The organism is Pseudomonas sp. PS01301, assembly GCF_029960215.1.
Classification (GTDB): domain Bacteria; phylum Pseudomonadota; class Gammaproteobacteria; order Pseudomonadales; family Pseudomonadaceae; genus Aquipseudomonas; species Aquipseudomonas coleopterorum.
In genome coordinates this window covers 82,689-108,541 of the sequence record NZ_JASCPM010000001.1, presented here as the reverse complement: position 1 = coordinate 108,541, position 25,853 = coordinate 82,689, and the positions used below count along the sequence as shown (strand labels likewise).

General features: G+C 63.1%; 22 protein-coding genes and 1 tRNA gene. 14 read left to right on the top strand and 9 right to left on the bottom strand.

Annotated features, from left to right (window positions below):
* Positions 1-148: 148 nt before the first annotated feature.
* Entirely contained in the window at positions 149-1,486 is a 1,338-nt protein-coding gene (rimO, locus tag QMX89_RS00490) for a 30S ribosomal protein S12 methylthiotransferase RimO (protein ID WP_049862251.1), read from the bottom strand.
* A gap of 196 nt (positions 1,487-1,682) precedes the next feature.
* Here rimO and QMX89_RS00485 point away from each other — a divergent pair, with 196 nt between their 5' ends.
* Complete coding sequence (locus tag QMX89_RS00485; RefSeq protein WP_049862250.1) at positions 1,683-3,581, top strand: potassium transporter Kup; 1,899 nt, start codon at positions 1,683-1,685, stop codon at positions 3,579-3,581.
* Positions 3,582-3,722: 141 nt separating this feature from the next.
* Here the strand turns inward: QMX89_RS00485 and QMX89_RS00480 are convergent, their stop codons facing one another.
* The 4 genes from QMX89_RS00480 to rne form a co-directional block, all read right to left on the bottom strand.
* Positions 3,723-5,003 carry an AcvB/VirJ family lysyl-phosphatidylglycerol hydrolase gene (locus QMX89_RS00480; protein WP_282345784.1) on the bottom strand — a complete coding sequence of 427 codons (1,281 nt, stop codon included), beginning with the start codon at positions 5,001-5,003 and terminating at the stop codon, positions 3,723-3,725.
* Positions 5,003-7,657, bottom strand: coding sequence for a bifunctional lysylphosphatidylglycerol flippase/synthetase MprF (gene mprF, locus QMX89_RS00475; protein ID WP_192000918.1), 2,655 nt, complete (start codon positions 7,655-7,657; stop codon positions 5,003-5,005). The genes QMX89_RS00480 and mprF overlap by 1 nt, the downstream gene beginning before the upstream one ends.
* Positions 7,658-7,891: 234 nt before the next feature.
* Positions 7,892-7,968: transfer RNA gene (locus tag QMX89_RS00470), tRNA-Met, on the bottom strand.
* 143 nt (positions 7,969-8,111) lie between these two features.
* Positions 8,112-11,522 carry a ribonuclease E gene (gene rne, locus QMX89_RS00465; RefSeq protein ID WP_282345779.1) on the bottom strand — a complete coding sequence of 1,137 codons (3,411 nt, stop codon included), beginning with the start codon at positions 11,520-11,522 and terminating at the stop codon, positions 8,112-8,114.
* Positions 11,523-12,265: 743 nt separating this feature from the next.
* Between rne and rluC the strand changes: the two genes are divergently transcribed.
* The 3 genes from rluC to QMX89_RS00450 are packed head-to-tail and all read left to right on the top strand — an operon-like array spanning position 12,266 to position 14,901.
* On the top strand, positions 12,266-13,222 hold the full coding sequence (gene rluC, locus QMX89_RS00460) for a 23S rRNA pseudouridine(955/2504/2580) synthase RluC (protein WP_049862372.1): 957 nt from the start codon (positions 12,266-12,268) through the stop codon (positions 13,220-13,222).
* A complete protein-coding gene (locus QMX89_RS00455) occupies positions 13,212-13,892 on the top strand; it encodes an HAD-IIIA family hydrolase (RefSeq protein ID WP_282345777.1) in 681 nt (226 codons plus the stop codon). Before rluC ends, QMX89_RS00455 begins: the two co-directional genes overlap by 11 nt.
* Before the next feature lie 10 nt (positions 13,893-13,902).
* A complete protein-coding gene (locus tag QMX89_RS00450) occupies positions 13,903-14,901 on the top strand; it encodes a S49 family peptidase (protein ID WP_049862245.1) in 999 nt (332 codons plus the stop codon).
* 74 nt (positions 14,902-14,975) lie between these two features.
* Here the strand turns inward: QMX89_RS00450 and QMX89_RS00445 are convergent, their stop codons facing one another.
* The gene (locus QMX89_RS00445; RefSeq protein WP_282345772.1) at positions 14,976-15,554 is read right to left on the bottom strand and encodes a nucleoside triphosphate pyrophosphatase; all 579 of its coding nucleotides are present in this window, start codon (positions 15,552-15,554) and stop codon (positions 14,976-14,978) included.
* A 94-nt stretch (positions 15,555-15,648) separates the two neighbouring features.
* Here QMX89_RS00445 and QMX89_RS00440 point away from each other — a divergent pair, with 94 nt between their 5' ends.
* The 10 genes from QMX89_RS00440 to tmk all read left to right on the top strand — a co-directional run bounded on the left by QMX89_RS00440 (position 15,649) and on the right by tmk (position 23,664).
* Positions 15,649-16,176, top strand: coding sequence for a YceD family protein (locus QMX89_RS00440; protein WP_043185209.1), 528 nt, complete (start codon positions 15,649-15,651; stop codon positions 16,174-16,176).
* Positions 16,177-16,189: 13 nt separating this feature from the next.
* Complete coding sequence (gene rpmF / locus QMX89_RS00435; RefSeq protein ID WP_003179396.1) at positions 16,190-16,372, top strand: 50S ribosomal protein L32; 183 nt, start codon at positions 16,190-16,192, stop codon at positions 16,370-16,372.
* Positions 16,373-16,375: 3 nt separating this feature from the next.
* A complete protein-coding gene (gene plsX, locus QMX89_RS00430) occupies positions 16,376-17,386 on the top strand; it encodes a phosphate acyltransferase PlsX (RefSeq protein WP_082223729.1) in 1,011 nt (336 codons plus the stop codon).
* Positions 17,387-17,514: 128 nt separating this feature from the next.
* Positions 17,515-18,453, top strand: a complete 939-nt coding sequence (fabD, locus tag QMX89_RS00425) for an ACP S-malonyltransferase (protein WP_090359703.1) — start codon at positions 17,515-17,517, stop codon at positions 18,451-18,453.
* 15 nt (positions 18,454-18,468) lie between these two features.
* Positions 18,469-19,209, top strand: a complete 741-nt coding sequence (gene fabG / locus QMX89_RS00420) for a 3-oxoacyl-ACP reductase FabG (RefSeq protein WP_049862240.1) — start codon at positions 18,469-18,471, stop codon at positions 19,207-19,209.
* Between the two features lie 197 nt (positions 19,210-19,406).
* Entirely contained in the window at positions 19,407-19,643 is a 237-nt protein-coding gene (acpP, locus tag QMX89_RS00415; RefSeq protein WP_049862239.1) for an acyl carrier protein, read from the top strand.
* A 110-nt stretch (positions 19,644-19,753) separates the two neighbouring features.
* Positions 19,754-20,998, top strand: coding sequence for a beta-ketoacyl-ACP synthase II (gene fabF, locus QMX89_RS00410; protein ID WP_056843824.1), 1,245 nt, complete (start codon positions 19,754-19,756; stop codon positions 20,996-20,998).
* The gene (pabC, locus tag QMX89_RS00405; RefSeq protein WP_282345761.1) at positions 20,998-21,813 is read left to right on the top strand and encodes an aminodeoxychorismate lyase; all 816 of its coding nucleotides are present in this window, start codon (positions 20,998-21,000) and stop codon (positions 21,811-21,813) included. The genes fabF and pabC overlap by 1 nt, the downstream gene beginning before the upstream one ends.
* A 3-nt stretch (positions 21,814-21,816) precedes the next feature.
* Positions 21,817-22,923: an endolytic transglycosylase MltG gene (gene mltG / locus QMX89_RS00400; RefSeq protein WP_349011722.1), complete on the top strand. Its 1,107-nt coding sequence runs from the start codon at positions 21,817-21,819 to the stop codon at positions 22,921-22,923.
* Between the two features lie 99 nt (positions 22,924-23,022).
* Entirely contained in the window at positions 23,023-23,664 is a 642-nt protein-coding gene (gene tmk, locus QMX89_RS00395; protein ID WP_192068914.1) for a dTMP kinase, read from the top strand.
* A gap of 471 nt (positions 23,665-24,135) precedes the next feature.
* On the opposite strand, the gene QMX89_RS00390 is transcribed toward tmk, so the two are convergent.
* The 3 genes from QMX89_RS00390 to nthA are packed head-to-tail and all read right to left on the bottom strand — an operon-like array spanning position 24,136 to position 25,852.
* On the bottom strand, positions 24,136-24,567 hold the full coding sequence (locus QMX89_RS00390; RefSeq protein ID WP_282345754.1) for a nitrile hydratase accessory protein: 432 nt from the start codon (positions 24,565-24,567) through the stop codon (positions 24,136-24,138).
* Complete coding sequence (gene nthB / locus QMX89_RS00385) at positions 24,564-25,217, bottom strand: nitrile hydratase subunit beta (protein ID WP_282345753.1); 654 nt, start codon at positions 25,215-25,217, stop codon at positions 24,564-24,566. Before nthB ends, QMX89_RS00390 begins: the two co-directional genes overlap by 4 nt.
* Complete coding sequence (nthA, locus tag QMX89_RS00380) at positions 25,214-25,852, bottom strand: nitrile hydratase subunit alpha (protein ID WP_282345751.1); 639 nt, start codon at positions 25,850-25,852, stop codon at positions 25,214-25,216. Before nthA ends, nthB begins: the two co-directional genes overlap by 4 nt.
* Position 25,853 lies beyond the last annotated feature (1 nt).

The following is a 25,853-nucleotide window of genomic DNA, read 5'->3' as shown; positions in this document are numbered from 1 at the left end:
GCGGCCGTAGCTGGGAAAGGGCGCTAGTGTAACTGTCTGGCGGCGGTTAAGCCCGCGCAGATTACCCAGCGAACGGCAACGGCAGTGGGCGCGACGGCGAACCGGGTCGGTCGCCGCCTGCTTGCACGGTGGGTCAGAGCGCCTGGAATCAGGCCAGTTCGGCCCACAAATCGTATTCGTCGGCGTCGACGATGGTGCACCAGACCTTGTCGCCCGGCTTGAGGTGAGTGGCATCGTCGATGAACACGTTACCGTCGATTTCCGGCGCATCGAAGAAGCAGCGGCCGACAGCGCCCTGTTCCTCGACCTCATCGATCAGCACTTCCACGCGCTTGCCGATGCGCATCTGCAGGCGTGCCGCACTGATCGCCTGCTGGTGCGCCATGAAACGGTCCCAGCGATCCTGCTTCACGTCGTCCGCAACGATGTCGGCGTCCAGCAGGTTGGCCGGCGCGCCTTCGACCGGCGAGTACTGGAAGCAGCCGACACGGTCCAGCTGGGCCTCGCTCAGCCAGTCCAGCAGGTACTGGAAGTCTTCTTCGGTCTCGCCTGGGAAGCCGACGATGAAGGTCGAACGGATGATCAGATCCGGGCACTGTTCGCGCCACTTCTTGATGCGCGCCAGGGTCTTGTCTTCGAAGGCCGGGCGCTTCATCGCCTTGAGCACTTTCGGGCTGGCATGCTGGAACGGGATGTCCAGGTACGGCAGGATCTTGCCGGCAGCCATCAGCGGAATGATGTCGTCGACGTTGGGGTAGGGGTACACGTAGTGCAGGCGGACCCAGACGCCCAGGCTGCTCAGGGCTTCGCACAGTTCGAGCATGCGCGTCTTGACCGGGCGACCGTTCCAGAAATCGGTCTTGTACTTGACGTCCACGCCGTAGGCGCTGGTGTCCTGGGAGATGACCAGCACTTCCTTGACCCCGGCCTTGACCAGGCGCTCGGCCTCGCTCAGGACATCGCCCACCGGGCGGCTGACCAGCTTGCCGCGCATCGAGGGAATGATGCAGAAGCTACAGCTGTGGTTGCAGCCTTCGGAAATCTTCAGGTAGGCATAGTGACGCGGCGTGAGCTTGATGCCCTGCGGCGGTACCAGGTCGATCAGCGGGTTGTGGTCCTGACGCGGTGGCACCACTTCGTGCACGGCGTTGACCACCTGCTCGTATTGCTGAGGGCCGGTGACCGACAGCACGCTGGGATGCACCTTGCGAATGGCATTCTCTTCGACGCCCATGCAGCCGGTGACGATGACCTTGCCGTTTTCCTTGAGCGCCTCGCCAATCACTTCCAGCGACTCGGCCTTGGCGGTGTCGATGAAGCCACAGGTGTTGACCACCACGACGTCGGCGTCTTCATAGGTCGGTACCACTTGGTAACCTTCCATGCGCAACTGAGTCAGGATGCGCTCGGAATCGACCAGGGCCTTGGGGCAACCCAGCGAGACGAAGCCGACCTTTGGAGCGGCCGACGAAGGAGTGGTGGACATGGCTAACCTCGGTATCGATAGGGCCTCGTGGGCCGCACAGGCGGGCGCTGGGTACGCCTCTGATCAAAAAGTGCGCAATTCTAGCGATGGCGAGGTCTCTTGACCAGCATTATGCGAGGAATTACGACGAGTGCTGCGCTATGCTTCGCCGCGTCGCGCCACATGGCGTTACAAATCAAGGTCGCAGGAGTAGTCGATGGTTCAGGCAAGTAGTGACGGCAATGGTGGGCATTCGACAGCCCGCCCGATCGGCATGCTGGTGGCAGCGGTCGGCGTCGTATATGGCGACATCGGCACCAGTCCGCTGTACACCCTCAAGGAGGTCTTTTCCGGGGGCTACGGCGTACCCATTTCCCACGATGGCGTGCTGGGCATCCTCTCGTTGATCTTCTGGTCGCTGATCTGGGTGGTCTCGATCAAATACATGCTGTTCGTGCTGCGCGCCGACAACCAGGGCGAGGGCGGCATCATGGCCCTGACAGCACTGGCGACCCGTGCCACTTCAGCACTGCCCAGGCTGCGCGCGTTGATGGTGGTGTGCGGATTGGCCGGTGCGGCGCTGTTCTACGGCGACAGCATGATCACTCCGGCCGTCTCGGTACTTTCGGCGATCGAGGGCATGGAGCTGGCCTTCGATGGCCTGGAGCGCTGGGTAGTGCCGATGGCCCTGGTGGTGCTGGTGGCCTTGTTCCTGATCCAGAAACACGGCACCCAGCGCATCGGCAAGCTGTTCGGGCCGGTGATGGTGATGTGGTTTCTGGTGCTGGGGCTGCTCGGCGCCTATGGCGTGTATCAGCACCCCGAAGTGCTCAAGGCATTGAATCCGGCGTGGGCAGTGCGCTTCTTCATCGTTCATCCCGGCATGGGCGTGGCGATCCTTGGTGCCGTGGTGCTGGCATTGACCGGTGCCGAAGCGCTGTACGCCGACATGGGCCATTTCGGCCGCAAGCCCATCGCCCGCGCCTGGTTCATCCTGGTATTGCCCGCTCTGGTGCTGAACTACTTCGGTCAGGGTGGCCTGCTGCTGGAGAACCCCGAAGCGGCGCGCAACCCGTTCTTCCTGCTGGCGCCGGGCTGGGCCCTGGTGCCCTTGGTGGCATTGTCCACCCTGGCCACTGTGATCGCTTCGCAGGCGGTGATTTCCGGTGCCTTTTCCCTGACCCAGCAGGCTATTCAGCTGGGCTATATTCCGCGCATGCACATTCAGCACACGTCGAGCAGCGAGCAGGGGCAGATCTACATCGGCGCCGTGAACTGGGCACTAATGGTCGGCGTGGTGCTGTTGGTGATCGGCTTCGAATCCTCCGGCGCCCTGGCTTCGGCCTACGGTGTGGCGGTCACGGGCACCATGCTGATGACGACCATTCTGGTCTCGGCGGTGATGCTGCTGTTGTGGAAATGGCCGCCGGTGCTGGCGGTGCCGGTGCTGATCGGCTGCCTGCTGGTGGATGGCCTGTTCTTCGCCGCCAACGTGCCGAAGATCATCCAGGGCGGTGCCTTTCCGGTGCTGGCGGGGACCGTGCTGTTCATCCTCATGACCACCTGGAAGCGCGGCAAGCAACTGCTGGTCGAGCGGATCGACGAGGGCGGACTGCCGCTGCCTATCTTCATCGGCAGCATCAGCGTGCAGCCACCGCATCGCGTCCAAGGCACGGCGGTGTTCCTGACCGCGCGCTCCGATGCCGTACCCCATGCGCTGTTGCATAACCTGCTGCACAACCAGGTGCTGCATGAGCAAGTGGTGCTGTTGACGGTGGTCAACGAGGACACGCCGCGGGTGCCAGTGGGCCGTCGATTCGAAGTGCAAAGCTATGGTGAGGGGTTCTTCAGGGTGATTCTGCACTACGGCTTCATGGATGAACCGGACGTACCGGGTGCCCTGGCCCTGTGTGATCTGCCGGACCTGGACTTCAGCCCGATGCGTACCACCTATTTCCTCAGTCGCGAAACGGTGATCCCCTCCAAGCTGGCCGGCATGGCGCGTTGGCGCGAGCAGTTGTTCGCCTTCATGCTGAAGAATGCCAACGGCAACCTGCGCTTCTTCAAGCTGCCAGTGAATCGGGTGATCGAGCTGGGTACGCAGGTGGAAATGTAGGGAGAGGCAGCGGCAGGGCATGCTCATTGCTGACTCGACTCCCCTGCAGGAGCCGGCAGTGCTCGCGAAGAGGCCCTAGCTGACCCCCACAAAAAAGCCCCGGCACCTGTTCAGGTCCGGGGCTTTGTTTTTAGAGCAGGATCAGTTCGAGCCGGTACGCTTGTCGATCTGCTGCACCAAGCGCTTGGCCAGCGCCGGGTAGTTCTCGTCGAAGTGATGCCCGCCTGGCAGCTTCATTTTCTCACCCACTGCGGTGGCTTCGGTACAGCCGCTTTCATCGGCCTCTTCCTCGCCGTAAACGCAGACCACCTTGGCGGCCGGCAGCTTGGCCATTTCCGGGCCGGTAGGTGCCTCCTTGCCCGCATTGCCCAGCCATCCCTCGACTTCGATCTCGAAGCTGCCACTGCGCGCGAAGGCCAGCAGGATGATCGCGCTGACGCTGTTCTGCTCCTCGGCGGGCAGGCGGTTGTAAATGGCTGGCAGCACGTCGGCACCAAACGAATAGCCGGTCAGCACGAAGCGCTTCGCGCCCCATTTCTGTCGGTAGTAGTGCATCAACTCGACCAGGTCGTCGGCGCTTTGCTCGGGTGTCTTGTGCTCCCAGTAATAGCGCAGGGTGTCGATCCCTACTGTTGGGTAACCCATGGTCGCCATGTCCCCGGCCACCGCCTTGTCGAGGTCGCGCCAGCCGCCGTCGCCAGAAAGGAACAGGCTGACGGTGTCGTTGCTCTGCGTTGCGGGCACCTCGACCACCGGAATGGCCAGGTGGGTGCCTTCATCGCCGACCAGAATATCGGTGACCTGATTCTTCAGCACTTGCGGCAGCTTCACGTCGTAATCGCTGATGACGGTCTGCGCATTGGGTTGGTCGCGCACGAACGCGGCGCTGGCGTCGTCGGGGTTGTCGTTCCAGGCCACCATCCATTGACCATGCTCGGCCTTCTTCGGCAACTCCGGCAGACAGCCGTCGGGTTTCTCCACGCTCAGATCCACCGACACGGCCTGGGCCTTGTCGTTGTCCTGCGTGGCCAGCCAGCGCCAGGCCAGCGAGGCGCCCGGACCGATCCCCGCCACCAGATCCGGTTTGGCGTCGAGTCGCTCGATGGCGGCATTCAACGCGGCTTGCTGCGCGCTGCAGTCGGTTTCCGGCAGGATCACCTGGACGATGTGCGCGGAGGCGTCCCGGCTCAAGTCCAGCAACTGCTTGTCGGTCAGGGCTTCGGCGGCGGGCAGTGCGATCGCCACCCGGGACTTGGTCCGCGTGCCGGGGACGACATCGCGAGCGTCGCTGCCGTTGCTCAGGCGTTGTGCGCTGAGCTGTGCAGCCGGGACAGGGCGGGTGGCCCACCAGTAGTAGCCGGCAGCTGCCAGCAGCAGTACCACGATCAAGGCGAACAACTTGCGCCAGTAACGTCGAATCATCAGCGTTTCACCAATCCTGTCAGGCCACCTGCAATGAGGGCGGCGGTATCGGCCAGTGCCACCAGCGGATCAAGGCCGGCCGGCACGGCCATGTAGCGAGGCTCCCAGGTAGGCTGGAACTTGTCCTTGAACCGGCGCAGGCCTTGGAAGTTGTACAACTGCTCGCCACGATTGAACACCATCGAGCCAAGGCGCTGGGTCAGGGGAGCACCGCGTCGCGGTTGCAGACCGGACAGCGGCACCATGCCCAGACTGAAGCGCCCGTAGCCGTGTTTCTTGTAGTGCTGGATCAAGCCTACCATCATGAACTCCATGGTCAGCTTGGGCGCCTGGGGATGCGCACGCATCAGGTCCAGGCTGGCCAGCTCCTTGCTGTCGGTTTCCAGCAGGTTGGCGAACGCCACGGGCTTGCCTTCGAAATGGACGATCGCGATGCGGAAATGGTTCAGGTATTCAGGACTGAAGCGGCCCAGGGAAAACCCCTTCTCGCGTACGTTCTTGCCCGTGAGCCACGCATCGGAAATGACCTTGAGCTCTTCCAGTGGCGCCTGTCCGGGCTCGTAGATCTCCAGTGACAGACCGTCGCGGGTGCCGCGGTTCCAGGTGTAGCGCAGGTCCTTCATCTCCTTGCCCTTGGCTTCCAGATCGAAAGCGTACAAGTCGACCCGGGCCTCTTCGCCCAGCTTGATCGCGGTCAGGCCGATGTCCATGTAGAACGGCAGGTTCTCGGCCCGGACCTGATAGAACACCGGGCGCGCGTGGTGAAAGTCGCAGAGGTCGCGGAACTGCCAGATCATTTCGGCGCGCGGCTGGGTCGGGCCGATGGGGTCGTACAGCGCCACCAGGCTGCGCCCGCGGCGGGCATACATCAGAAAGGCTTCATCCTTGGGGTGGAACAGCAGTGCCTTGTCGCCGGTCAGGGCCAGGCCACCATCGGGCTGGTGCGACGCCTTGAGAATGGTCGCGGCGCGCTGCAGTTCCTCGGGTGTGGGCAGATGGATCACCGGGCGCGCGGTGCGCAGCAGCCAGGTCAGCGCAACCACGATCAACAACACTGCGCTGCCCAGGGCCGAACGCAGGCCGCGAGGTGCATCGGCATCCAACGCAAACTGCCACCACAGCTTGGTGCTGTAGGGCACGTCCTGGTAGGCGAAGAACAGCAACCAGATCGACGCACCCACCACGCACACGCTGGCGATCAGGTACAGCGGGGAGAACGGCAACTCCAGCAGTCGGCTGGGCCGGTAGAAGGAGCGCTTGAAGACGGCGAGCAGCAGTGCGGTCATACACAGCAGCGAGGCCTCTTCCCAGTCGAAGCCCTTGAGCAGCGACAGCACGGCACCCACCAGCAGCAGCACCATGGTCAATACCCATGCGGCCGACAGGCGACGGCGCAACCCCTGTGCCAGCAGCAGGCACAGCACGCCCACCAGACTGGCACCCAGGTGCGAAGCATCGATCAGGCGGTGGGGGATCAGAAAGCCCAGGTCCTGCAGGCGCGTATCGATCTCTGGGGTCGCACCGGAGAACAGCAGCACGACGCCGGACAGGAACACCAGCACCGCCAGGATCGGGGCGGCGAGCCCGGAGGCCACGCGAATGGCCTGCTGGGCGAAGAACAAACGGCGCGCTTCGTTGGCCAGCAGCAGCACGCACGCCACCAGCATCGGCAGCACGACATAGATCAGGCGATACAGCAGCAGCGCCGCAGCCAGGGGCGCGGCGCCCAGGGTGTCGGCGAACGCTGCGAGCAGAATCGCCTCGAAGACCCCGACACCCCCAGGTACGTGGCTGAGCACCCCGGCGGCGAGGGCCAGCAGGTAGATCAGTACGAAGGCACCGAACGGCGGAGCCTCGGGCAGCAACAGATAGAGCACGGTGGCGGCTGCCACCACGTCCAGTGCGGTGATGACCAGTTGCAGCAGGGTCAGGCGCGCACTCGGCAAGCGCAGGGTGCGACGTCCGGCACGGACCAGCAGGTTATCGGCCAGCGGCTGCTCGGCAAGACGACGTCGATAGACGCCCAGCACCAGCAGGGCAGTCAGTAGCAGCACGATCGCGGCGATGGTTCCCAGCAGCCCTTGCGAAAGCCCCAGGGCCAGCGAAGCGGCGGGCAGGCTGCTCAGGGTGGCCACGGCGGCAAGCGGCGGCAATGCACAGCCCAGCGAAAGGCTGGCGAACAAGGTCATGCGCGCGACTTCGCCTGCACCTACGCCCAATCGCGAGTACAGCCGGTAACGAACCGAACCGCCGGACAGCATCGACAAGCCGATGGCGTTGCCGATGGCGAATGAGGTAAAGCCGCCCAGGGCCAAGGTGCGTGCCGGGAGAGCCACATTGGCATAGCGGCTGGCGGACCATTCATAGCCCAGCAGAATGATGAAGCCGCAGACCATGGCCAGCAAGGCTCCGCCCAGTGCAGCAGGCGGCGTGGCCAGTACCGAGTCGTGCAGCGCGTAGATGTCCAGTTCGCTGAGCAGATGCCGACAGGCGAGCAGGGCGATGGCAAACAGCAACAGGGTAACGGCCAGCCCCACCGGCTGCCGGTAGCGGCTCAGCAGATCCAGCCAGCGAGCGCGCTCGGGCTTTATCGGGCCGGCGGCAGCGGCAGGTGGGAGTTCCATAGCGGTTGAGTCGGGCAAGTCAGAGCGCATCAATCACCTCTTGGATTGTGCGCAACAGGATGCCGGGATCCCGTCAAAGTACCAATCCCTGTGGAAAAAATAATTCGCGCCATTCTAACGCCTGTGCGCCGTGGGTGACCGGCGCCTGGCCAACTGTAAAGCAATTTTCACATTGCTCGCGCGCAGCCTTCGTTAGGTGGCTATTGGCTTTTTCGAGCGCATACGAAAAAGGCCACCCGTTTATAGAGTGGCCCTTCCGATGTTTGGTTGCGGGAGCCGGATTTGAACCGACGACCTTCGGGTTATGAGCCCGACGAGCTACCAGACTGCTCCATCCCGCGTCTGTGGAGGCGCATTCTACAGATACCTGGCAGGCTGTCAACGCATTAGATGCATTAAGCTTCAAATCAGCCCGGATATCTGAGCGGCAGGCAAGAAAAAGCCCCCGGCGCGTGGGCGGCGGGGGCTGATTCACACGCAGTGATTACACCAGTGGCTTGGGCTCGTCCTGAGTACCTTGCGCGCTGTCAGCAGCGCTCGATACTTCAGTTTCAGGCTTGAGCGCGGCGAGCTTCGCTGCTTCCTCGGCTTCGCGCTTGCGACGACGCACTTCGCGAGGATCGTTGGGCGCACGGCCGTTGCTCGGCAGCACCGGTGCCGGTTCGGCTTCCTTGAGCGGCTCGGGTTGTGCAACCACCACAGGCTCGCTCGCAGGAGCAGGTTCGGCAACCGGCGCGATGACCGGTTCTACCGTCACAGGCTCGACGGCGGCAGGTTCGGCCGCGACTGGTTCGACAGTCGACGGCTCCACAGCAGCAGGTTCGCTGATCTGGTGCAGGGCAGGCTCGGCAGGCAACGAAGGCACTTCTTCGGCGGCTGGCACGGCGCGCGGCTGGAGCGCAGGCTCGTTGACCTGTGCAGGATCGACGACTACCGGTGCGTCAACTTCGACGTCGGCGCCGGGCTGGCTGATCGGCGCAGGGGTGGTGTCGAACGGAGGCGTTACTTCCACCGGTTCGGCGACGTCCTGCTGCACTGGCTCGTGGGTCTCGGCAGGATGGGCTGCTTCGACGACGGGCTGTTGCTCGACCACAGGTGCAGCGCTTTCGTTGGCAGGCGCCGCGCAGGTGTCAGGTGCCGAGACCGTTGCAGGGCGTTCGACTTCGGCAGGGCTGTCCGCCTGGACGGGGATAGCAACCGGCGTCTCGACGGCGGCTTCGGCAGTCGGCGCGGTGGCGACGATTTCCGGCGCAGCCAGGCTTTCGCCTTCAGCGTCGGCTTCCTGGGCAGCGGCAGGTTGCACGCTGCGATTGGCCTGTTCGGCCTGTTCGTGGGCCTGGGCTTCGGCAGAAGCGCTGATGGCGTTTTCCGCGACTGCGGCTGTGACGGCAACGCTGGCGGCCAGGGCTGCACCGTTGGACTCGCCTTCGGTCGTCGACTCGTTGGACTCTTCCGAGCCTTCGATCACGTCACCGTTGGCATCGCGTTGACGTTCGCGACGGTTGCTGCGGCGACGCTGACCACGGGAGCGGCGACGCGGACGATCGCCGTCGTTGCCTTCCTGGTTGTCGTCCTGCAGCAGCTCTTCGTTGTTCAGCACGTCTTCGGCAGTGTCGGCGTCGGTTTCGGATGCCTGTTCCGGATGCGCTGCGCGTTCTTCGCGGGCGACGCGAGGCTGGCGTTCTTCACGGGCCGGACGTTCCTCGCGTGGTGCGCGTTCTTCACGGGCCGGGCGCTCTTCACGTGGTGCACGTTCCTCACGAGGAGCGCGCTCTTCGCGGGTCACGCGCTCTTCACGTGGAGCACGCTCTTCGCGGGCTGGGCGTTCTTCGCGAGCGGTCGGTGCGTCCAGAGGCTCGCGCAGTTCACGTACCCGTGGTGCGTCGTCGCCACCGTTGCGTGGGCGGCGGTCTTCACGCGGAGCGTGCGGCTGGCGTTCCTCGCGAGGCGCGCGGGCAGGGCGTTCTTCACGTGCGGCGGGTGCGTCTTCGCGGGCGGCGCGGTCTTCACGCGGTGCGCGATCTTCACGCGGCTTGCGTTCTTCGTCGCGGCGATTGCTGCTGCGGTTGCGGCTCTGCTGACGACCGTTGCGACGCTCTTCGCGCGCCGGGCGCTCGGGGGCGGTGGCGGCAGGCTTCTCGACGACCACCGGAGCGGCAGGCGTTTCCTTGGTGGCGAACAGGCTGACCAGGGACTTGACCAGACCCTTGAACAGGCTTGGTTCGGCGATCTGGGGAGCAGGCGCCGGCGTCGGTGCTGCAGCAGCCACCGGGGCAGCTTCTTCCGCGGAAACTGGGGCAGCGGTGCGGGTCGGCGCGGTTTTCACCGCCGCTTCCTGACGAACCAGGGTGCGAGTGGCAGCGGCTGGCTGGACCTCTTCGACTTCAGCGGCAGCAGCGGCGATTTCGTAGCTGGACTGGCCGCTGTGGGCTTCCGGACTGTCATCACGCAGGCGCTGCACTTCGAAGTGCGGCGTTTCCAGGTGATCGTTCGGAAGGATCACGATGCGGGCGCGGGTGCGCAGTTCGATCTTGGTGATCGAATTGCGTTTTTCGTTGAGCAGGAAGGCAGCGACTGGAATCGGCACCTGGGCGCGGACTTCGGCAGTGCGGTCCTTCAGGGCTTCTTCTTCGATCAGGCGCAGGATGGCCAGCGACAGCGATTCGACGTCACGGATGATCCCGGTGCCGCTGCAACGAGGGCAGACGATGCCGCTGCTTTCGCCCAGCGAAGGGCGCAGGCGCTGACGGGACATTTCCAGCAGGCCGAAACGGGAGATACGACCCACCTGGACACGAGCGCGGTCGGCTTCCAGCGATTCACGGACCTTGTCTTCCACGGCGCGCTGGTTCTTGGCCGGAGTCATGTCGATGAAGTCGATGACGATCAGGCCGCCGATGTCGCGCAAGCGCAGCTGACGAGCGATCTCTTCGGCGGCTTCGAGGTTGGTCTGCAGGGCGGTTTCTTCGATGTCGCTGCCCTTGGTGGCGCGCGCCGAGTTGATGTCGATGGACACCAGTGCTTCGGTCGGGTCGATGACGATCGAGCCACCGGAAGGCAGTTCGACCACACGCTGGAAAGCGGTTTCGATCTGGCTTTCGATCTGGAAGCGGTTGAACAGGGGGACGCTGTCTTCGTACAGCTTGATCTTGCTGGCGTACTGCGGCATCACCTGGCGGATGAAGGTCAGGGCTTCGTCCTGGGCTTCGACGCTATCGATCAGCACTTCGCCGATGTCCTGGCGCAGGTAGTCGCGGATGGCGCGGATGATGACGTTGCTTTCCTGATAGATCAGGAATGGCGCGGAGCGGTCCAGGGAGGCTTCCTTGATCGCGGTCCACAGTTGCAGCAGGTAGTCCAGGTCCCATTGCATCTCTTCGCTGCTGCGGCCCAGGCCGGCAGTGCGGACGATCAGGCCCATGTCGGCAGGAGCCACCAGGCCATTGAGTGCTTCGCGCAGCTCGTTGCGCTCTTCGCCTTCGATGCGACGGGAGATGCCGCCGGCCCGTGGGTTGTTGGGCATCAGCACCAGATAACGACCGGCCAGGCTGATGAACGTGGTCAGGGCTGCGCCCTTGTTGCCGCGCTCTTCCTTCTCGACCTGGACGATGACTTCCTGGCCTTCGCTCAGGACTTCCTTGATGTTGACGCGGCCTTCAGGGTTTTTCTTGAAGTATTCGCGGGAGATTTCCTTGAGGGGCAGGAAGCCGTGGCGTTCCGAGCCGAAGTCGACGAAGGCGGCCTCAAGGCTGGGTTCGATGCGAGTGATGCGGCCTTTATAGATGTTGGCCTTCTTCTGCTCGCGGGCGCCGGACTCGATGTCCAGGTCGTAGAGGCGCTGGCCGTCTACCAGGGCAACACGCAACTCTTCGGGTTGAGTTGCGTTAATCAGCATTCTTTTCATGTAGTACCGTCGGTTTCCGGGCTGCCGGAAACGGCGTTCGGCACACACGACTTCTCACGGTCGGTGTCAGGTGCGTCAACAGGGCCTAGGCCACTGCAGTGTCCAGCGATATCTGCCCAACAGGGGCGGAACCGCGACGACGCGTCCTGCTTGCTGTGGTGTCAAAAGCACTCAGTCAGGAGGAGGAATCAATCGTCTGGCGTGGACGCCCTTGAGCGTCTTGTTCAAGACCGGCATGGCAGAAGTGCCTGAGGCTGCTTCCTGCCGTGACGCGGTACTACACGGTCCGACGGTTGTGCATCTCCACCCTACACGTATCCCTGATAATTCGGGTGCTGCCGTGCGCTGAATCCGCAACGGGTTGGCAATATCGCGAACTTCAATTCGTAAAGTTCGCCCTGTATGACTAAGGCGTTGGGTTTCCGAAGCTTGTGCCTGAACTGGGTGAGGGCGACTGCGAAGCGGGAGTGGCGTCGAACAAAGGCAGGAAGGTGTCCGGTATGCCGGGGTTCCTGGGCTTTCATCGGCCTTCTCGCACCTGCGCGGGCGTTGCCCTCAAATACTCCGTAACTGGCAAAAGCCCCGTAGGACGGCCTCGCGTCCTCGAGAATTGCGTTGGTCAGGGCTGGTTCATAACCGCTTGTCCGCTGCCCAGCCGCTTATGGCGGCGTTCGCGACTATAGCAGCAATCATTAAGTGCTTCAAATCCATAAAAAATTGTTATGATCGCGGCCATGACGACTACTACTCCCCCAACCTCCGGCGTTCAGCTGATCGAGGTTGCGCCGGAACTTGCCGGCCAACGCATAGACAACTTCCTCATCACGGCGCTCAAGGGCGTGCCCAAAACCTTGATCTATCGCATCCTGCGCAAGGGCGAAGTGCGAGTGAACAAAGGGCGCATCAAGCCGGAATACAAGCTGCAGGCTGGCGACATCGTGCGCGTGCCGCCGGTGCGCCTGCCCGAGCGCGACGCGCCGGTGCCGGTGGCGCAAGGGCTGCTGCAGCGCCTCGAGGACGCCATCGTCTACGAAGACAAGGCGCTGATCGTGCTGAACAAGCCGGCAGGCATTGCCGTGCACGGCGGCAGTGGCCTGAGCTTCGGTGTGATCGAAGCCTTTCGCCAGTTGCGTCCCGATGCCAAGGAGCTCGAGTTGGTGCATCGCCTGGACCGGGACACCTCCGGCCTGTTGATGATCGCCAAGAAGCGCAGCATGCTGCGCCACCTGCACGCGGCGCTGCGTGGCGACGGTGTCGACAAACGCTACATGGCCCTGGTTCGAGGGCATTGGGCGACTGCCAAGAAACAGGTCAATGCGCCTTTGCTCAAGAGTAACCTGCGCTCCGGCGAGCGCATGGTCGAGATCAACGAAGAAGGCAAGGAAGCGCTGACCCTGTTCAAGGTGCTGCGTCGCTTCGGCGACTTCGCGACCATCGTCGAAGCACGCCCCATCACCGGGCGCACCCATCAGATCCGTGTGCATGCCCTGCACGCCGGTCACGAGATCGCGGGCGATACCAAGTATGGCGACGAGAACTTTTCCAAGGAGATTCGCGACCTGGGCGGCAAGCGGCTGTTCCTGCATGCCTACGCGCTGACCGTGCCGCTGCCCGATGGCGGCGAGCTGAAGGTCGAGGCACCGGTCGACGAGGTCTGGGCCAAGACCGTGGAGCGACTGAGTGCAAGCTGATTACAAACTGCTGATTTTCGACTGGGATGGCACCCTGTGCGACTCCATCGGCCGGATCGTCGAGGCCATGCACGCCGCAGCGGCGGCATCGGGGTATCCGCCCTGCAGTGACGAGGCGGTCAAGGGCATCATCGGCCTGGCCTTGCCGGAAGCCATCAGCATGTTGTATCCCCAGCTCGACGACGTACAGGTGATGGCTATGCGCGATCACTATGCCGACGCCTACATGGCCCTGGACGCTAGCCCTTCCTTGTTGTATCCCGGGGTCCGCGAGGCCTTGCTCGGGTTTCGCGAGCAGGGTTACCGCCTTGCGGTGGCCACCGGCAAGGCGCGCCGAGGGCTGGACCGTGTGCTCAAGGCCCACGGCTGGGAGGACTTTTTCGACATCACCCGGGCGGCCGATGAAACCCGCGGCAAACCCCATCCTCTGATGCTTGAGCAGATCATGAGCCATTGTGAGGTGGGGCCTGAGCGTTCGCTAATGGTCGGCGATGCCTCGTTCGATCTATTGATGGCCCGCAATGCCGGCATGCACAGCGTCGCAGTGGGTTATGGCGCCTTGCCGCTGGACGTGCTGCGGCAATACGAACCGCAGCTGTGTATCGAGTCGTTCGATCAACTGCCGCAGTGGCTGGACAGTCGCCGCGCCGGTGCGCGTGGCCTTGCATAAGGAGTAGAAAATGTCTGACCAATGGAAAGCGCCGCGCAGCGAAGAAGACAGCGCCCCGATCGGCGACGAGAAAAGCTGGCGATTGCTGGAAAAGACTCTGCTGGCCAGTGTTCAGGAGCAGCGCCGCGCACGTCGATGGGGCATATTCTTCAAGTTCTTGACCTTTATTTACCTGTTCGGCGCGATCTTGCTGTTTTCGCCGTTGCTGGACATGGAAAAGGCCGCCACCAGTGGTGCGTCCGGGTACACCGCCGTGATCGACGTACGCGGCGTGATTGCCGACAAGGAAGCGGCGAGCGCGGACAACATCGTCGGCAGCCTGCGCAGCGCCTTCGAAGACACCAAGGTGAAAGGCGTGATCCTGCGCATCAACAGCCCTGGCGGCAGCCCGGTGCAATCCGGCTACGTATATGACGAGATCCGTCGCCTGCGCGGTGAGCACCCGGACATCAAGGTCTATGCAGTGATCGCCGACCTGGGCGCCTCCGGGGCCTATTACATTGCCAGCGCGGCTGATCAGATCTATGCGGACAAATCCAGCCTGGTCGGCTCCATCGGTGTGACCGCGGCCGGCTACGGCTTCGTCGGCACCATGGAAAAGCTGGGCGTGGAGCGACGTGCCTATACCTCGGGTGAGCACAAAGCCTTCCTGGATCCGTTCCAGCCGCAGCGCGCCGATGAGACCGAGTTCTGGAAGGGCGTTCTGGCCACGACCCATCGACAGTTCATCGACAGCGTGAAGGCCGGGCGCGGCGATCGGCTCAAGGACAAGGAACATCCGGAGCTGTTTTCCGGGCTGATCTGGTCGGGCGAGCAGGCGCTGCAACTGGGCCTGGTCGATGCCTTGGGCAGTAGCAGTATGGTTGCCCGTGACGTGATCGGCGCCAAGGATATGGTCGACTTCACCGTGAAGGAGTCGCCACTGGACCGTTTCTCGAAAAAGCTGGGTGCCAGCGTTGCCGATCAGATCGCCATGTGGATGGGGTTCCAGGGGCCGAGTCTGCGCTGAGGTTGTGCGGTGCGGTCAAGGGCCCTTTCGCGGGCCCTCTGCCCGCTAAGGCGATCGTGATCGCCCTGCAGGACTCAAGTGATTTGCACACCTTCTTTGAGCAGCATGTCCACCAGGCGGATCAGCGGCAGGCCGACCAGGCTGGTGGCGTCCGAGCCTTCGGTGCTCTGGAACAGGCTCACGCCCAGCCCTTCGGCCTTGAAGCTGCCGGCGCAGTCATAGGGCTTTTCCGCCAGCAGGTAGCGCTCGATGGCTACGGTCGAGAGCCGGCGCATGTTCACCGTGAACGGCACCACATCGACCTGGCACTCGCCGCTGTCCACATTCAATAGCGCAAGACCGGTCAGAAACGTGACGGATGCACCGCTCGCCGCGACCAGCTGTTCGCGCGCACGTTCGAAATCCAGCGGCTTGCCTAGAATCCTCTCGCCCAGCACCGCGACCTGATCCGAACCAATGATCAGATGCCCGGGGTGGGCGGCCGACAGTGCCCTGGCCTTCTGTTCGGCCAGGCGTTTGACCAGGACGCACGCCGGCTCGTCTGGCAGGTGGCTTTCATCGATATCGGGCGAGGCGCAGGTGAACGGCAGACACAGCCGCGACAGCAGTTCGCGGCGGTAGGGCGAGCTGGAAGCAAGTAGCAGGGCGGGCATGGCAGGCTCCTGTGGATGAACGGCCACTCTATCACGCACCCAGGCCCGAATTTCCTTTGACAGGCGAGGGGGGCGTCCCTAGAATGCTGCGCCTATGTTGAATGACCCGATTCCACCTCACGTTGACCCGCGCAAATTGGCAGATCGTGGCGTAACCCTTGAAGGTTCGCTGCAGTTGGCCGATTTGGAGAGACTCTGCGACCCGCTTTCCGACAACGTCGGTACGGTGCAGGCCAAATTCATCTTCGAACGAGACGAACGCAAGGCCGTGGTCATCCACAGCTGCCTGGACGTCGAAGTCAAGATGGTTTGCCAGCGTTGTCTTGAGCTGGTAACCCTGCCGATCCACAGCGAATGCAGTTACGCCGTGGTGAAGGAGGGTGCGAACACCCAGTCGTTACCGAAAGGTTATGACGTGCTGGAACTGGGCGAAGATCCATTGGATCTGCAGGCGCTGGTCGAGGAGGAGCTGTTGCTCGCCTTGCCCATCGTGCCTGCTCATCATCCGGAAGAATGCCAGCAGCCGGCGGGAGCAGATGATCCCGATCCGAGCGAGGACGAGGTAACGCGGTCCAACCCGTTCAGTGTATTGGCGCAGTTAAAGCGTGACCCAAACGTTTAGGAGTTAATCAATTATGGCTGTTCAGCAGAACAAAAAATCCCGCTCTGCCCGTGACATGCGCCGTTCGCACGACGCACTCGAGGCAAGCACCCTGTCGGTCGAAAAGACCACCGGTGAAGTGCACCTGCGTCACCACGTATCGCCAGAAGGCGTATACCGTGGCCGTAAAGTGATCGACAAGGGCGCCGACGAGTAAATCTTGTCCGCTCAGTCCGTCGCGATTGATGCAATGGGCGGGGACTTCGGTCCCCGCAGCATTGTTCAGGCCAGCCTTGCCTGCCTGTCCGCTACGCCCTCGCTGCACCTGACCCTCGTCGGTCACCCTCAACTCCTTGAAGAACTGATTGCCAGCCAGCCGGCGGTGGATCGCTCACGCCTGCACGTCGCTGCCGCCAGCGAAGTGGTCGGCATGGACGAGCGTCCGTCACAGGCGTTGCGCGGCAAGCCCGATTCCTCGATGCGTGTGGCGCTCCAATTGCTGCGCGACGAGCAGGTCCAGGCCGTGGTCAGCGCGGGCAACACCGGGGCCTTGATGGCGCTGTCCAGGCACCTGCTCAAGACCTTGCCCGGTATCGACCGCCCCGCGATGATGGCCGCCATCCCCACGCGAGGAGGCTACTGCCAGTTGCTCGATCTGGGCGCAAATGTCGATTGCAGCGCCGAGCATCTGTATCAGTTCGCCGTGATGGGGTCGGTGGCCGCTCAAGCGCTGGGTGTCGAACGGCCACGGGTGGCGCTGCTCAACGTCGGTACCGAGGACATCAAGGGCAACCAGCAGGTCAAGCTGGCGGCAAGTCTGCTGCGCAAGGCGCAGGGCTTGAACTACACCGGCTTCATCGAAGGCGACGGTGTGTTCCGAGGAGAGGCCGATGTGGTGGTGTGCGACGGTTTCGTTGGCAACATCCTGCTCAAGTCCAACGAGGGTCTGGCCGGCATGTTCGCCGAACGCGTTCAGGCATTGTTTCAAAGCAGCCTGATGGCGCGGGCCGTGGGCGCCCTGGCCATGCCGCTGCTCAAGCGCTTGCAGGCCGATCTGGCGCCGGCGCGCTACAACGGTGCCAGTTTCCTCGGCCTGCAGGGGATCGTGGTGAAGAGCCACGGCGCCGCAGGCGTGGAAGGCTTGCAGTGCGCGATAGACCGTGCACGCGACGAGATTCGTGAAAACCTGCCCCAGCGCCTGCACGGGCGGTTGGCGCAGATGCTGCTTTAGGCATGCCTGGCCCCAGTGCTTGAATGTGACCACGGGCGGGCATAGGTTATCCAACTCTGAGTTCAGCGCGCCGGGTACGCTTCCGGCGTCGAAATTTTCGGCAACAAGATCACACAAGGGCTTGTTCAATGTCTGCATCCCTCGCATTCGTTTTCCCGGGGCAAGGTTCCCAGTCGCTCGGCATGCTGGCCGAACTGGGCGCACAGTACCCTCTGGTCATGGACACCTTCAAGGAGGCGTCCGACGCCCTGGGTTATGACCTCTGGGCGCTGGTCCAGCAAGGCCCGGTCGAAAGCCTCAACCAGACCGACAAGACGCAACCTGCCATCCTCGCTGCCTCCATCGCGCTGTGGCGCCTGTGGCTGGCCGAGGGTGGCGAGCGTCCGGCCTATGTCGCCGGCCACAGCCTGGGCGAATACAGCGCGCTGGTTGCCGCTGGCTGCCTGTCGCTGGCCGATGCGGTCAAGCTGGTGGAGCGTCGTGGCCAACTGATGCAGGAAGCCGTGCCGGCCGGGCAGGGCGCCATGGCGGCCATTCTCGGCCTGGAAGACGCCGATGTGCTGGCTGCCTGCGCCGAAGCTGCGCAGGGTGAAGTCGTCAGTGCAGTCAACTTCAATTCCCCGGGCCAGGTAGTGATTGCCGGTGCCGCACAGGCCGTTGCCCGTGCCATCGAACTGTGCAAGGCCAAGGGCGCCAAGCGCGCCATGCCATTGCCAGTCAGCGTGCCGTCGCACTGTGCGTTGATGAAGCCGGCTGCCGAACGCTTCGCTGAATCGGTCAACGCCATCGACTGGCAGGCGCCGCAGATCCCGGTCGTACAGAACGTCAGTGCCGGCGTACCGGCCGATCTCGAAACCCTCAAGCGCGACCTGCTCGAGCAGCTGTACAAACCGGTGCGCTGGGTCGAAACCGTGCAGTACCTGGCAGCCCAGGGCGCACCACGTCTGGTCGAGTGCGGTCCGGGCAAGGTCCTGGCTGGCCTGAACAAGCGCTGCGCCGATGGCGTGAGCACCGAAAACCTGAACACCCCCGAAGCTTTCGCCGCCGCTCGCGCGGCGCAAGCCTGATCAAGGAGAACTTGCATGAGCCTGCAAGGTAAAGTTGCACTGGTCACTGGCGCAAGCCGTGGCATTGGCCAGGCGATCGCCCTGGAACTGGGTCGCATGGGCGCCACCGTCATCGGTACCGCCACCTCCGAGAGCGGCGCCGCGCGCATTGCCGCCACGCTCAAGGAGCATGGTATCGAAGGTACCGGCCTGGAACTCAACGTGTGCAGCGACGAATCGGTGGCCGCCACCCTGGCCAAGATTCAGGAGCAGTTCGGCGCGCCGGCGATTCTGGTCAACAACGCCGGTATCACCCGCGACAACCTGATGCTGCGCATGAAAGACGACGAATGGCATGATGTGGTCGATACCAACCTCAACAGCTTGTTCCGCCTGTCCAAGGCCGTACTGCGTGGCATGACCAAGGCACGTTGGGGCCGGATCATCAGCATCGGCTCGGTTGTGGGTGCAATGGGCAACGTCGGCCAAGTAAACTACGCCGCGGCCAAGGCCGGTCTCGAAGGCTTCAGCCGTGCCCTGGCCCGTGAAGTGGGTTCGCGCGCGATCACCGTGAACTCGGTGGCGCCTGGCTTCATCGACACCGACATGACCCGCGAGCTGCCTGAAGCGCAGCGTGAATCCCTGCAGGTGCAGATTCCGCTGGGTCGTTTGGGGCAGGCCGACGAAATCGCCAAAGTGGTCGGTTTTCTGGCTTCCGACGGTGCAGCCTACGTGACCGGCGCTACAATTCCGGTGAACGGCGGCATGTACATGTAACGAAAATTGTGACGGATGGCTTCAAAAAAATGTCTTACCCGGCATCCAAAATCCGTTATAAAGCTGCATCCGAATTCTAGGTGGCGGGCTCGCGTAGGGTGGCAGTGACGCTTTCAGTTTGAAAAGCCGAGCTTCTTCTATAAACTTACGTACCGGCCAGCCGCCTGACATATGTCCATTAGGAGTGAAAACAAGGTATGAGCACCATCGAAGAACGCGTCAAGAAGATCGTCGCCGAGCAACTGGGCGTCAAAGCGGAGGAGGTCACCAACTCTTCTTCCTTCGTTGAAGATCTGGGTGCCGATTCCCTGGACACCGTTGAGCTGGTGATGGCTCTGGAAGAGGAATTCGAAACCGAGATTCCTGACGAAGAAGCCGAGAAAATCACCACCGTTCAAGCTGCCATCGATTACGTCACTGCCCACCAGGCGTAACGTTTTGTAATCGCCGTTGCTTGTCATGGAAAAACCGCACTGCCTTCGTTGGCGTGCGGTTTTTTCTTTAGACGGCCGCGCGTTGATGTTTCCAGAATAAGGAGAGTGCTGTGTCGCGTAGACGCGTCGTGGTCACAGGTATGGGCATGCTGTCACCGCTGGGCACCGACGTGCCGAGCAGTTGGCAGGGCATCCTGGCCGGCCGCAGTGGCATAGGTCCTATCGAGCATACGGATCTATCGGCCTATTCGACCCGTTTCGGCGGCTCGGTGAAGGGGTTCGAGGTCGAGCAATACCTCTCGGTCAAGGAGGCACGCAAGCTCGACTTGTTCATTCAATACGGCCTGGCGGCGGGTTTCCAGGCGGTACGCAACGCCGGTCTCGAAGTCACCGACGCCAATCGCGAGCGTATCGGCGTGGCCATGGGTTCGGGCATTGGTGGCCTGACCAATATCGAAGAAACCTGCCGCATCATGCATGACAGCGGACCACGCCGGATATCGCCCTTCTTCGTGCCTGGCTCGATCATCAACATGATCTCCGGTTTCCTGTCGATCCACCTCGGCGCTCAGGGGCCCAACTACGCGATCGCCACGGCCTGTACCACCGGCACCCATTGCATCGGCATGGCCGCGCGCAACATCGCGTATGGCGAAGCTGACGTGATGATCGCCGGTGGCGCGGAGATGGCTGCATGCGGCTTGGGCATGGGCGGCTTCGGCGCGGCCCGTGCGTTGTCCACGCGTAACGACGAGCCCACTCGTGCCAGCCGTCCGTGGGACAAGGGCCGTGACGGTTTCGTGTTGTCCGACGGTGCTGGCGCGCTGGTACTCGAAGAACTCGAGCATGCGCAGGCGCGCGGCGCGACCATCTATGCCGAACTGATCGGTTTCGGCACCAGCGGCGATGCCTTCCACATGACCTCGCCGCCCGAAGACGGCGCCGGCGCGGCGCGCTGCATGGCCAACGCCCTGCGCGATGCCGGCATCACGCCCGACCAGGTGCAGTACATCAACGCCCATGGCACCTCGACCTCGGCGGGCGACCTGGCCGAAGTCAGTGCCATCAAGACCGTGTTCGGTGAGCATGCCTACAAGCTCGCAGTCAGCTCCACCAAGTCGATGACCGGGCACCTGCTCGGCGCCGCAGGTGCGGTCGAGGCGATTTTCAGTGTGCTGGCGATCAACAGCCAGATGGCGCCGCCCACCATCAACCTGGACGAGCCTGACGAAGGCTGCGATCTGGACTTCGTGCCCCATACCGCACGCAGCATGCCGATCGATGTGGTACTGAGCAACTCGTTCGGGTTCGGTGGCACCAACGGTTCGCTGGTCTTCCGGCGCTTCGCCGGTTGATGCAGGCCTGGCTCGACGGGCAGCCATGCGATGCGCTGGGCCTGAAGAGTCGGGGCCTGGCCTACGGTGACGGTGTCTTCGAAACCGTCGCCGTGCGCGGTGGCCAGGCGGTACTTCTCGAGCGTCATCTGACGCGCGTTGCGCTGGGCTGCCAGCGTCTGGCCATCCTGATCGACTCGGATGTGCTGCGCGACGAAATTGTCCGCTATGCCGCAGCGCTGGAGAAGGGCGTGCTCAAGCTGATCGTCACCCGTGGCGACAGTGCCCGAGGTTACGCGCCCGATCCGCAGGCCGGTGCGCGACGTATTCTGCAAGGCGGTCCAAGCCCTGCCTATCCGCAGGCCAACGGCGCGCAGGGCGTGGAACTCTACCCCTGCAGTACGCGCCTGGCCGAGCAGCCGTTGCTGGCCGGACTCAAGCACCTCAATCGCCTGGAACAGGTCCTGGCACGCGCCGAATGGAGCGACCCGAGCTTCGCCGAAGGTTTGATGCTGGACATGTCCGGGCGCTTGGTCGAAGGGGTCTACAGCAATCTGTTTCTGGTCATCGACGGAGTGCTGCACACGCCTTCCCTGCAGCGCTGTGGCGTGGCCGGGGTGATGCGTGCCGAACTGCTGGAGCAGGCCGCAAGCCTGGGTCTGGAGGTTGTCGTGGACGACCTGTGGCCAGCGGACCTGGCACGGGCCGAGGAAGTCTTCGTGTGCAATAGCGTCTACGGCGTGTGGCCTGTGCGCGCATTCACGTCACTGAGGTGGCCGGCGGGTCCGCTCACCCGTAAACTGCAAGGCATTGCCCACGCGCTATTGGATGCCTGATTTGTGAAGCGTAAATTTCTGCTGTTGCTGGAGACGCTCATCGTGGTTGCCGTACTGGCAGCGGGCGTGGCGGCCTGGAAAGTCGACAGCGCCCTGAACCAGCCGCTGGCCGTCACTCAAGAACAATTGCTCGATGTACCCAACCGCGCGACCCCCGGCGGCACGATCCTGCGCATGGAGGCAGCGGGCACCCTGCGGGATGCCTTCTGGCTGCGTCTTTACTGGCGCTTCAATCGCGCCGGGCAGCCGCTGCACACCGGCGAATACCGCCTGACCCCGGGCATGACCGTGAACGAGCTGTTCAATGTCTGGCAGCGCGGCGAAGTGGTGCAGTACAGCCTGACCCTGGTCGAGGGCTGGAATTTCCGTCAGGTGCGCGCCGCGTTGGCGCGCCAGGAAAAGCTCGAGCAGACCTTGGGAGGCCTCAGTGACAGTGAAGTCATGGCGCGCATCGGCCACCCCAAGGTGTTTCCCGAAGGCCGGTTTTTCCCCGACACCTACAAGTACGTGCGTGGCATGAGCGATGTCGAGCTGCTGCAGCAGGCCTACGGGCGACTGGAAGAGGTGCTGGCCAGCGAATGGGCCGAGCGCGCCGCCAGCGCACCGTACAGCGAACCCTATCAGGCGCTGATCATGGCTTCTCTGGTGGAGAAGGAAACAGGTGTGCCTCAGGAGCGCGGCGAGATCGCCGGCGTCTTCGTGCGTCGTCTCAAGGCAGGCATGTTGCTGCAGACCGACCCGACCGTGATCTACGGCATGGGCGAACGCTACAACGGCAAGCTGACCCGCGCCGACCTGCGCGAGCCGACGGCCTACAACACTTACGTGATCGCCGGAATGCCGCCCACACCCATCGCCATGGTGGGCCGCGAGGCGATTCATGCCGCGCTCAACCCAGTTTCTGGCAGCAGCCTGTATTTCGTTGCGCGCGGCGACGGCAGCCATGTCTTCTCCGACGATCTGGATGCCCACAACGCTGCCGTGCGTGAGTACCAACTCAAACGCCGCGCCGACTATCGCTCAAGCCCCGCGCCCGCGGCGGTGCCGAGCGAGACCGGCACGCGCGAGCCACAAGAGAAGCCGGACGCCGCCGAGGCGCCCGCTCAATGACGGTGCAGAGGTAGGCCGTTCGCGGAACGCATTCTTCCACCCTCCTGCAAAACCAACCGCCACCTACCAAACAACACTTTCAGGTACCAGGACAAGCACATGGCAAAAGGTTGCCTAATCGTATGCGACGGAAATAACGGGGCGGGCAAGTCTTCTGTTATTCGCGCCATCGAAGAATTCCTGACCGCCAGGAACCACCCGGTGGTCATTACCCGCGAGCCTGGCGGTACACGGATCGGCGAGAAGATTCGCGAGGTGGTCCTTGATCCGGAGACGCCAGAACTCTGCGATACCACTGAGCTTTTGCTGTTCGCCGCCGCCAGAGCACAGCATCTGAAGGAAAAGATCATTCCTGCGATAGCGGCAGGCAAGGTCGTGGTGTGCGATCGCTTCACCCCTGCGACCGTGGCTTTCCAGCACTACGGACGGGGCATTGCGTTGGACCTGGTGCGAAGCATCAACGGCTTTGCGCTGGAGGGCTTTGCACCGGACCTCAACATCATCCTGGATGTGGATCCCGAGATCGGCATGAAGCGCGTCGCTTCCCGCGGCCAGGGGCTGGACCGGATGGAGAGGCAGAAGCTCGAGTTTCTTTCCAGGGCCCGTGACGGATTCCTGCGGCAGGCAGAGGAGGCGCCGGACACGTTCGTGGTCATCGATGCGTCAGAGCCGTTCGACGTGGTGAGCGGTAACGTTCTGGCCGTCGTTGCAAATCTGCTGACTGAAAAAGGGATCGGTTAGGCGATACCTCCCCAAAAAAGTGTATCGCCTCCCGCCTATTGCCTCGGCAAGGCACGCCCCAGACGTTAGCTGGCGATCATTCCGGCTGCCTCCCGGGTCGCTTTGCTGGTCCGCATGGCCAGTTTCCGCACCTCGTTGGCGACCACGGCGAATCCACGCCGGCCTCCCCGGCACGAGCCGCTTCGATCGCCGCGTTCAATGCCGGCAGATTGCTGGTGCACCGTGGTGCCGCACTCGGCGATCCGCTCCCTGGCGTGGGTTTGCTCGGCAAGCAGTTGCTCGCTGGCCCTGAATAGTCGCTGTAACAGGGGGTGGGTGCCGTTGGCAGGGGCGCGTCACTGCCTTCCAAGCGGTTCGCCAAGGCCGTCAGCGCACTACGAATAGAACCAAAGAGAAACGACACGCGACAGCTCTCGACAGCAAAGCGATCCAATCGGCTGATGCAGACGTTTCTGCACCGCTCATTTCATCTCAGCCCGCCGGGCTGACCGTGACCGGCCCGGTGCGCCGTGAATGAGGGTGGGCATGGGCTGGCGGACAACTCGCGTTCAGCAGGTTCACGGGTTCTCCATGGGGCGTATTGAGGTAGGCTCGACACCACTCGTCGGCACGCTGGGAAATGGTGTCCCGCCCGCACAGGCCAAGCGTCTCCACCAGTGTTTCCATGGCATCGGACCACTGTCGAAAGTAGGCATCGTTGACGCTTTCGCCCGGCTGAGCAGGGGTCGCCTTGATCTGATCGCTGAAGACTTGCACCCATTGGGCCCAGCTGAAATGGCCTGCCTGGTGCAGGTGCACTACCAGGGAAAAGGCCTGAGCCTGCCAGGGATGCTCGAAAACCGGTCCTTCGGTGTCCAACGGGAGGCCGAGGGTTGCGTAATCACTGTGTGGGGTCGTGTTCATGCCGCCTCCAGATAGTTGTCCCACAGGTCGATGCACACCGAGTCCGGGGTGGCTGTGCCCCACAGTTCTTCGGCGCTGAACCGTACGGTGTAGACCTGTTGCGGTTGCTCACCCAGGCCGTGGGCCATGCTGTCGGGCGTTGCGAACGCACCATGGGCTAGTTCGATGACGCCGACCTTGCCCCGCGCATAGCGGGGCAACCGGATATGAGTGGTGGGGTTGAGGTTCTTCGCCCGCACCCTGTCGCCGACCTTGAAGCGGCCGGACACCTCGTGCTTGGCACGTGCCGAGGCGCCGCCGAGAATCACTGTCTCCACCAGATCTGCAGTGAGCACCTGAACCGGTTGTGGCGCTGGAGTCGGTGCAGCCCGACCGTGCAATTCGGCTGCGCTGATCACACCCTTTTCCACCAGCAGTGTCTCGAAGGCGTGTAGCCAGTGTTCGTAGTAGCTGCTTTCCAGGTAGTGGATCGGGTCCATGCGCTCGATGGAATGGCGGAACTCGTCGACATTGAAATGCCCCCCGGCAAACAGCGCGGCAAACAGCGGAAAGATCCGGCGCTCCCAGTCATGGTGAAAGACCGGTTCATCTTCTTCAGCCAGTACCGGGCCGAAGCCATGCAAACCACCCAGATCATGTATTCCGTTCATTCGACGACCTCCTCTGAAGCGACTGGTGCAATAGGCAGGCCGGTGCCGATCATGGCGTCGCGGGTGACCAGCTCGCTCAGGCGCTCTTCGCTCCACCCCTGTGTGCCTGCGGGCTGTTCGGGCAGTACCAGGTAGCGCAGGTCGGCGCTGCTGTCCCAGACGCGCACCTCCTGATGGGCAGGGATCTGTAGTCCAAATTCAGCCAACACGCCACGCGGGTCGATCACCACGCGCGAGCGGTAAGGGGCGGATTTGTACCAGGCAGGCGGCAGGCCGAGCGTGGGCCAGGGGTAGCACGAACAGAGCGTGCACACGGTGACGTTGTGCACTTGAGGGGTATTTTCCACTACCACCATCTCCTCGCCCTGAACGCCGGAAAAGCCCAGCTCGGCGATGGCAGCGGTCGCGTTTTCCAGCAGGCGACGTTTGTATTGCGGGTCGATCCAGGCCTTTGCCACCACGCGCGCGCCGTTGCGCGGACCGATCTGATGCTCGTAGGTGTCGATCAGCGCCTCCAGGGCGGCAGGGTCGACCAGTCCTTTGTCCAGCAGCAGCGACTCCAGGGCCTTGATGCGCAGCTCCGCGGTGGCGGGCGGTTCGGTATGGTCGTGATGATGATCGTGGTCGTGGCTCATT

Coding starts and splice junctions, on each gene's coding strand:
- rimO (WP_049862251.1), bottom strand. CDS start 1,486: ATGTCCACCACTCCTTCGTCGGCCGCTCCAAAGGTCGGCTTCGTCTCG.
- QMX89_RS00485 (WP_049862250.1), top strand. CDS start 1,683: ATGGTTCAGGCAAGTAGTGACGGCAATGGTGGGCATTCGACAGCCCGC.
- QMX89_RS00480 (WP_282345784.1), bottom strand. CDS start 5,003: ATGATTCGACGTTACTGGCGCAAGTTGTTCGCCTTGATCGTGGTACTG.
- mprF (WP_192000918.1), bottom strand. CDS start 7,657: ATGCGCTCTGACTTGCCCGACTCAACCGCTATGGAACTCCCACCTGCC.
- rne (WP_282345779.1), bottom strand. CDS start 11,522: ATGCTGATTAACGCAACTCAACCCGAAGAGTTGCGTGTTGCCCTGGTA.
- rluC (WP_049862372.1), top strand. CDS start 12,266: ATGACGACTACTACTCCCCCAACCTCCGGCGTTCAGCTGATCGAGGTT.
- QMX89_RS00450 (WP_049862245.1), top strand. CDS start 13,903: ATGTCTGACCAATGGAAAGCGCCGCGCAGCGAAGAAGACAGCGCCCCG.
- QMX89_RS00445 (WP_282345772.1), bottom strand. CDS start 15,554: ATGCCCGCCCTGCTACTTGCTTCCAGCTCGCCCTACCGCCGCGAACTG.
- QMX89_RS00440 (WP_043185209.1), top strand. CDS start 15,649: ATGTTGAATGACCCGATTCCACCTCACGTTGACCCGCGCAAATTGGCA.
- rpmF (WP_003179396.1), top strand. CDS start 16,190: ATGGCTGTTCAGCAGAACAAAAAATCCCGCTCTGCCCGTGACATGCGC.
- fabD (WP_090359703.1), top strand. CDS start 17,515: ATGTCTGCATCCCTCGCATTCGTTTTCCCGGGGCAAGGTTCCCAGTCG.
- fabG (WP_049862240.1), top strand. CDS start 18,469: ATGAGCCTGCAAGGTAAAGTTGCACTGGTCACTGGCGCAAGCCGTGGC.
- acpP (WP_049862239.1), top strand. CDS start 19,407: ATGAGCACCATCGAAGAACGCGTCAAGAAGATCGTCGCCGAGCAACTG.
- pabC (WP_282345761.1), top strand. CDS start 20,998: ATGCAGGCCTGGCTCGACGGGCAGCCATGCGATGCGCTGGGCCTGAAG.
- tmk (WP_192068914.1), top strand. CDS start 23,023: ATGGCAAAAGGTTGCCTAATCGTATGCGACGGAAATAACGGGGCGGGC.
- QMX89_RS00390 (WP_282345754.1), bottom strand. CDS start 24,567: ATGAACACGACCCCACACAGTGATTACGCAACCCTCGGCCTCCCGTTG.
- nthB (WP_282345753.1), bottom strand. CDS start 25,217: ATGAACGGAATACATGATCTGGGTGGTTTGCATGGCTTCGGCCCGGTA.
- nthA (WP_282345751.1), bottom strand. CDS start 25,852: ATGAGCCACGACCACGATCATCATCACGACCATACCGAACCGCCCGCC.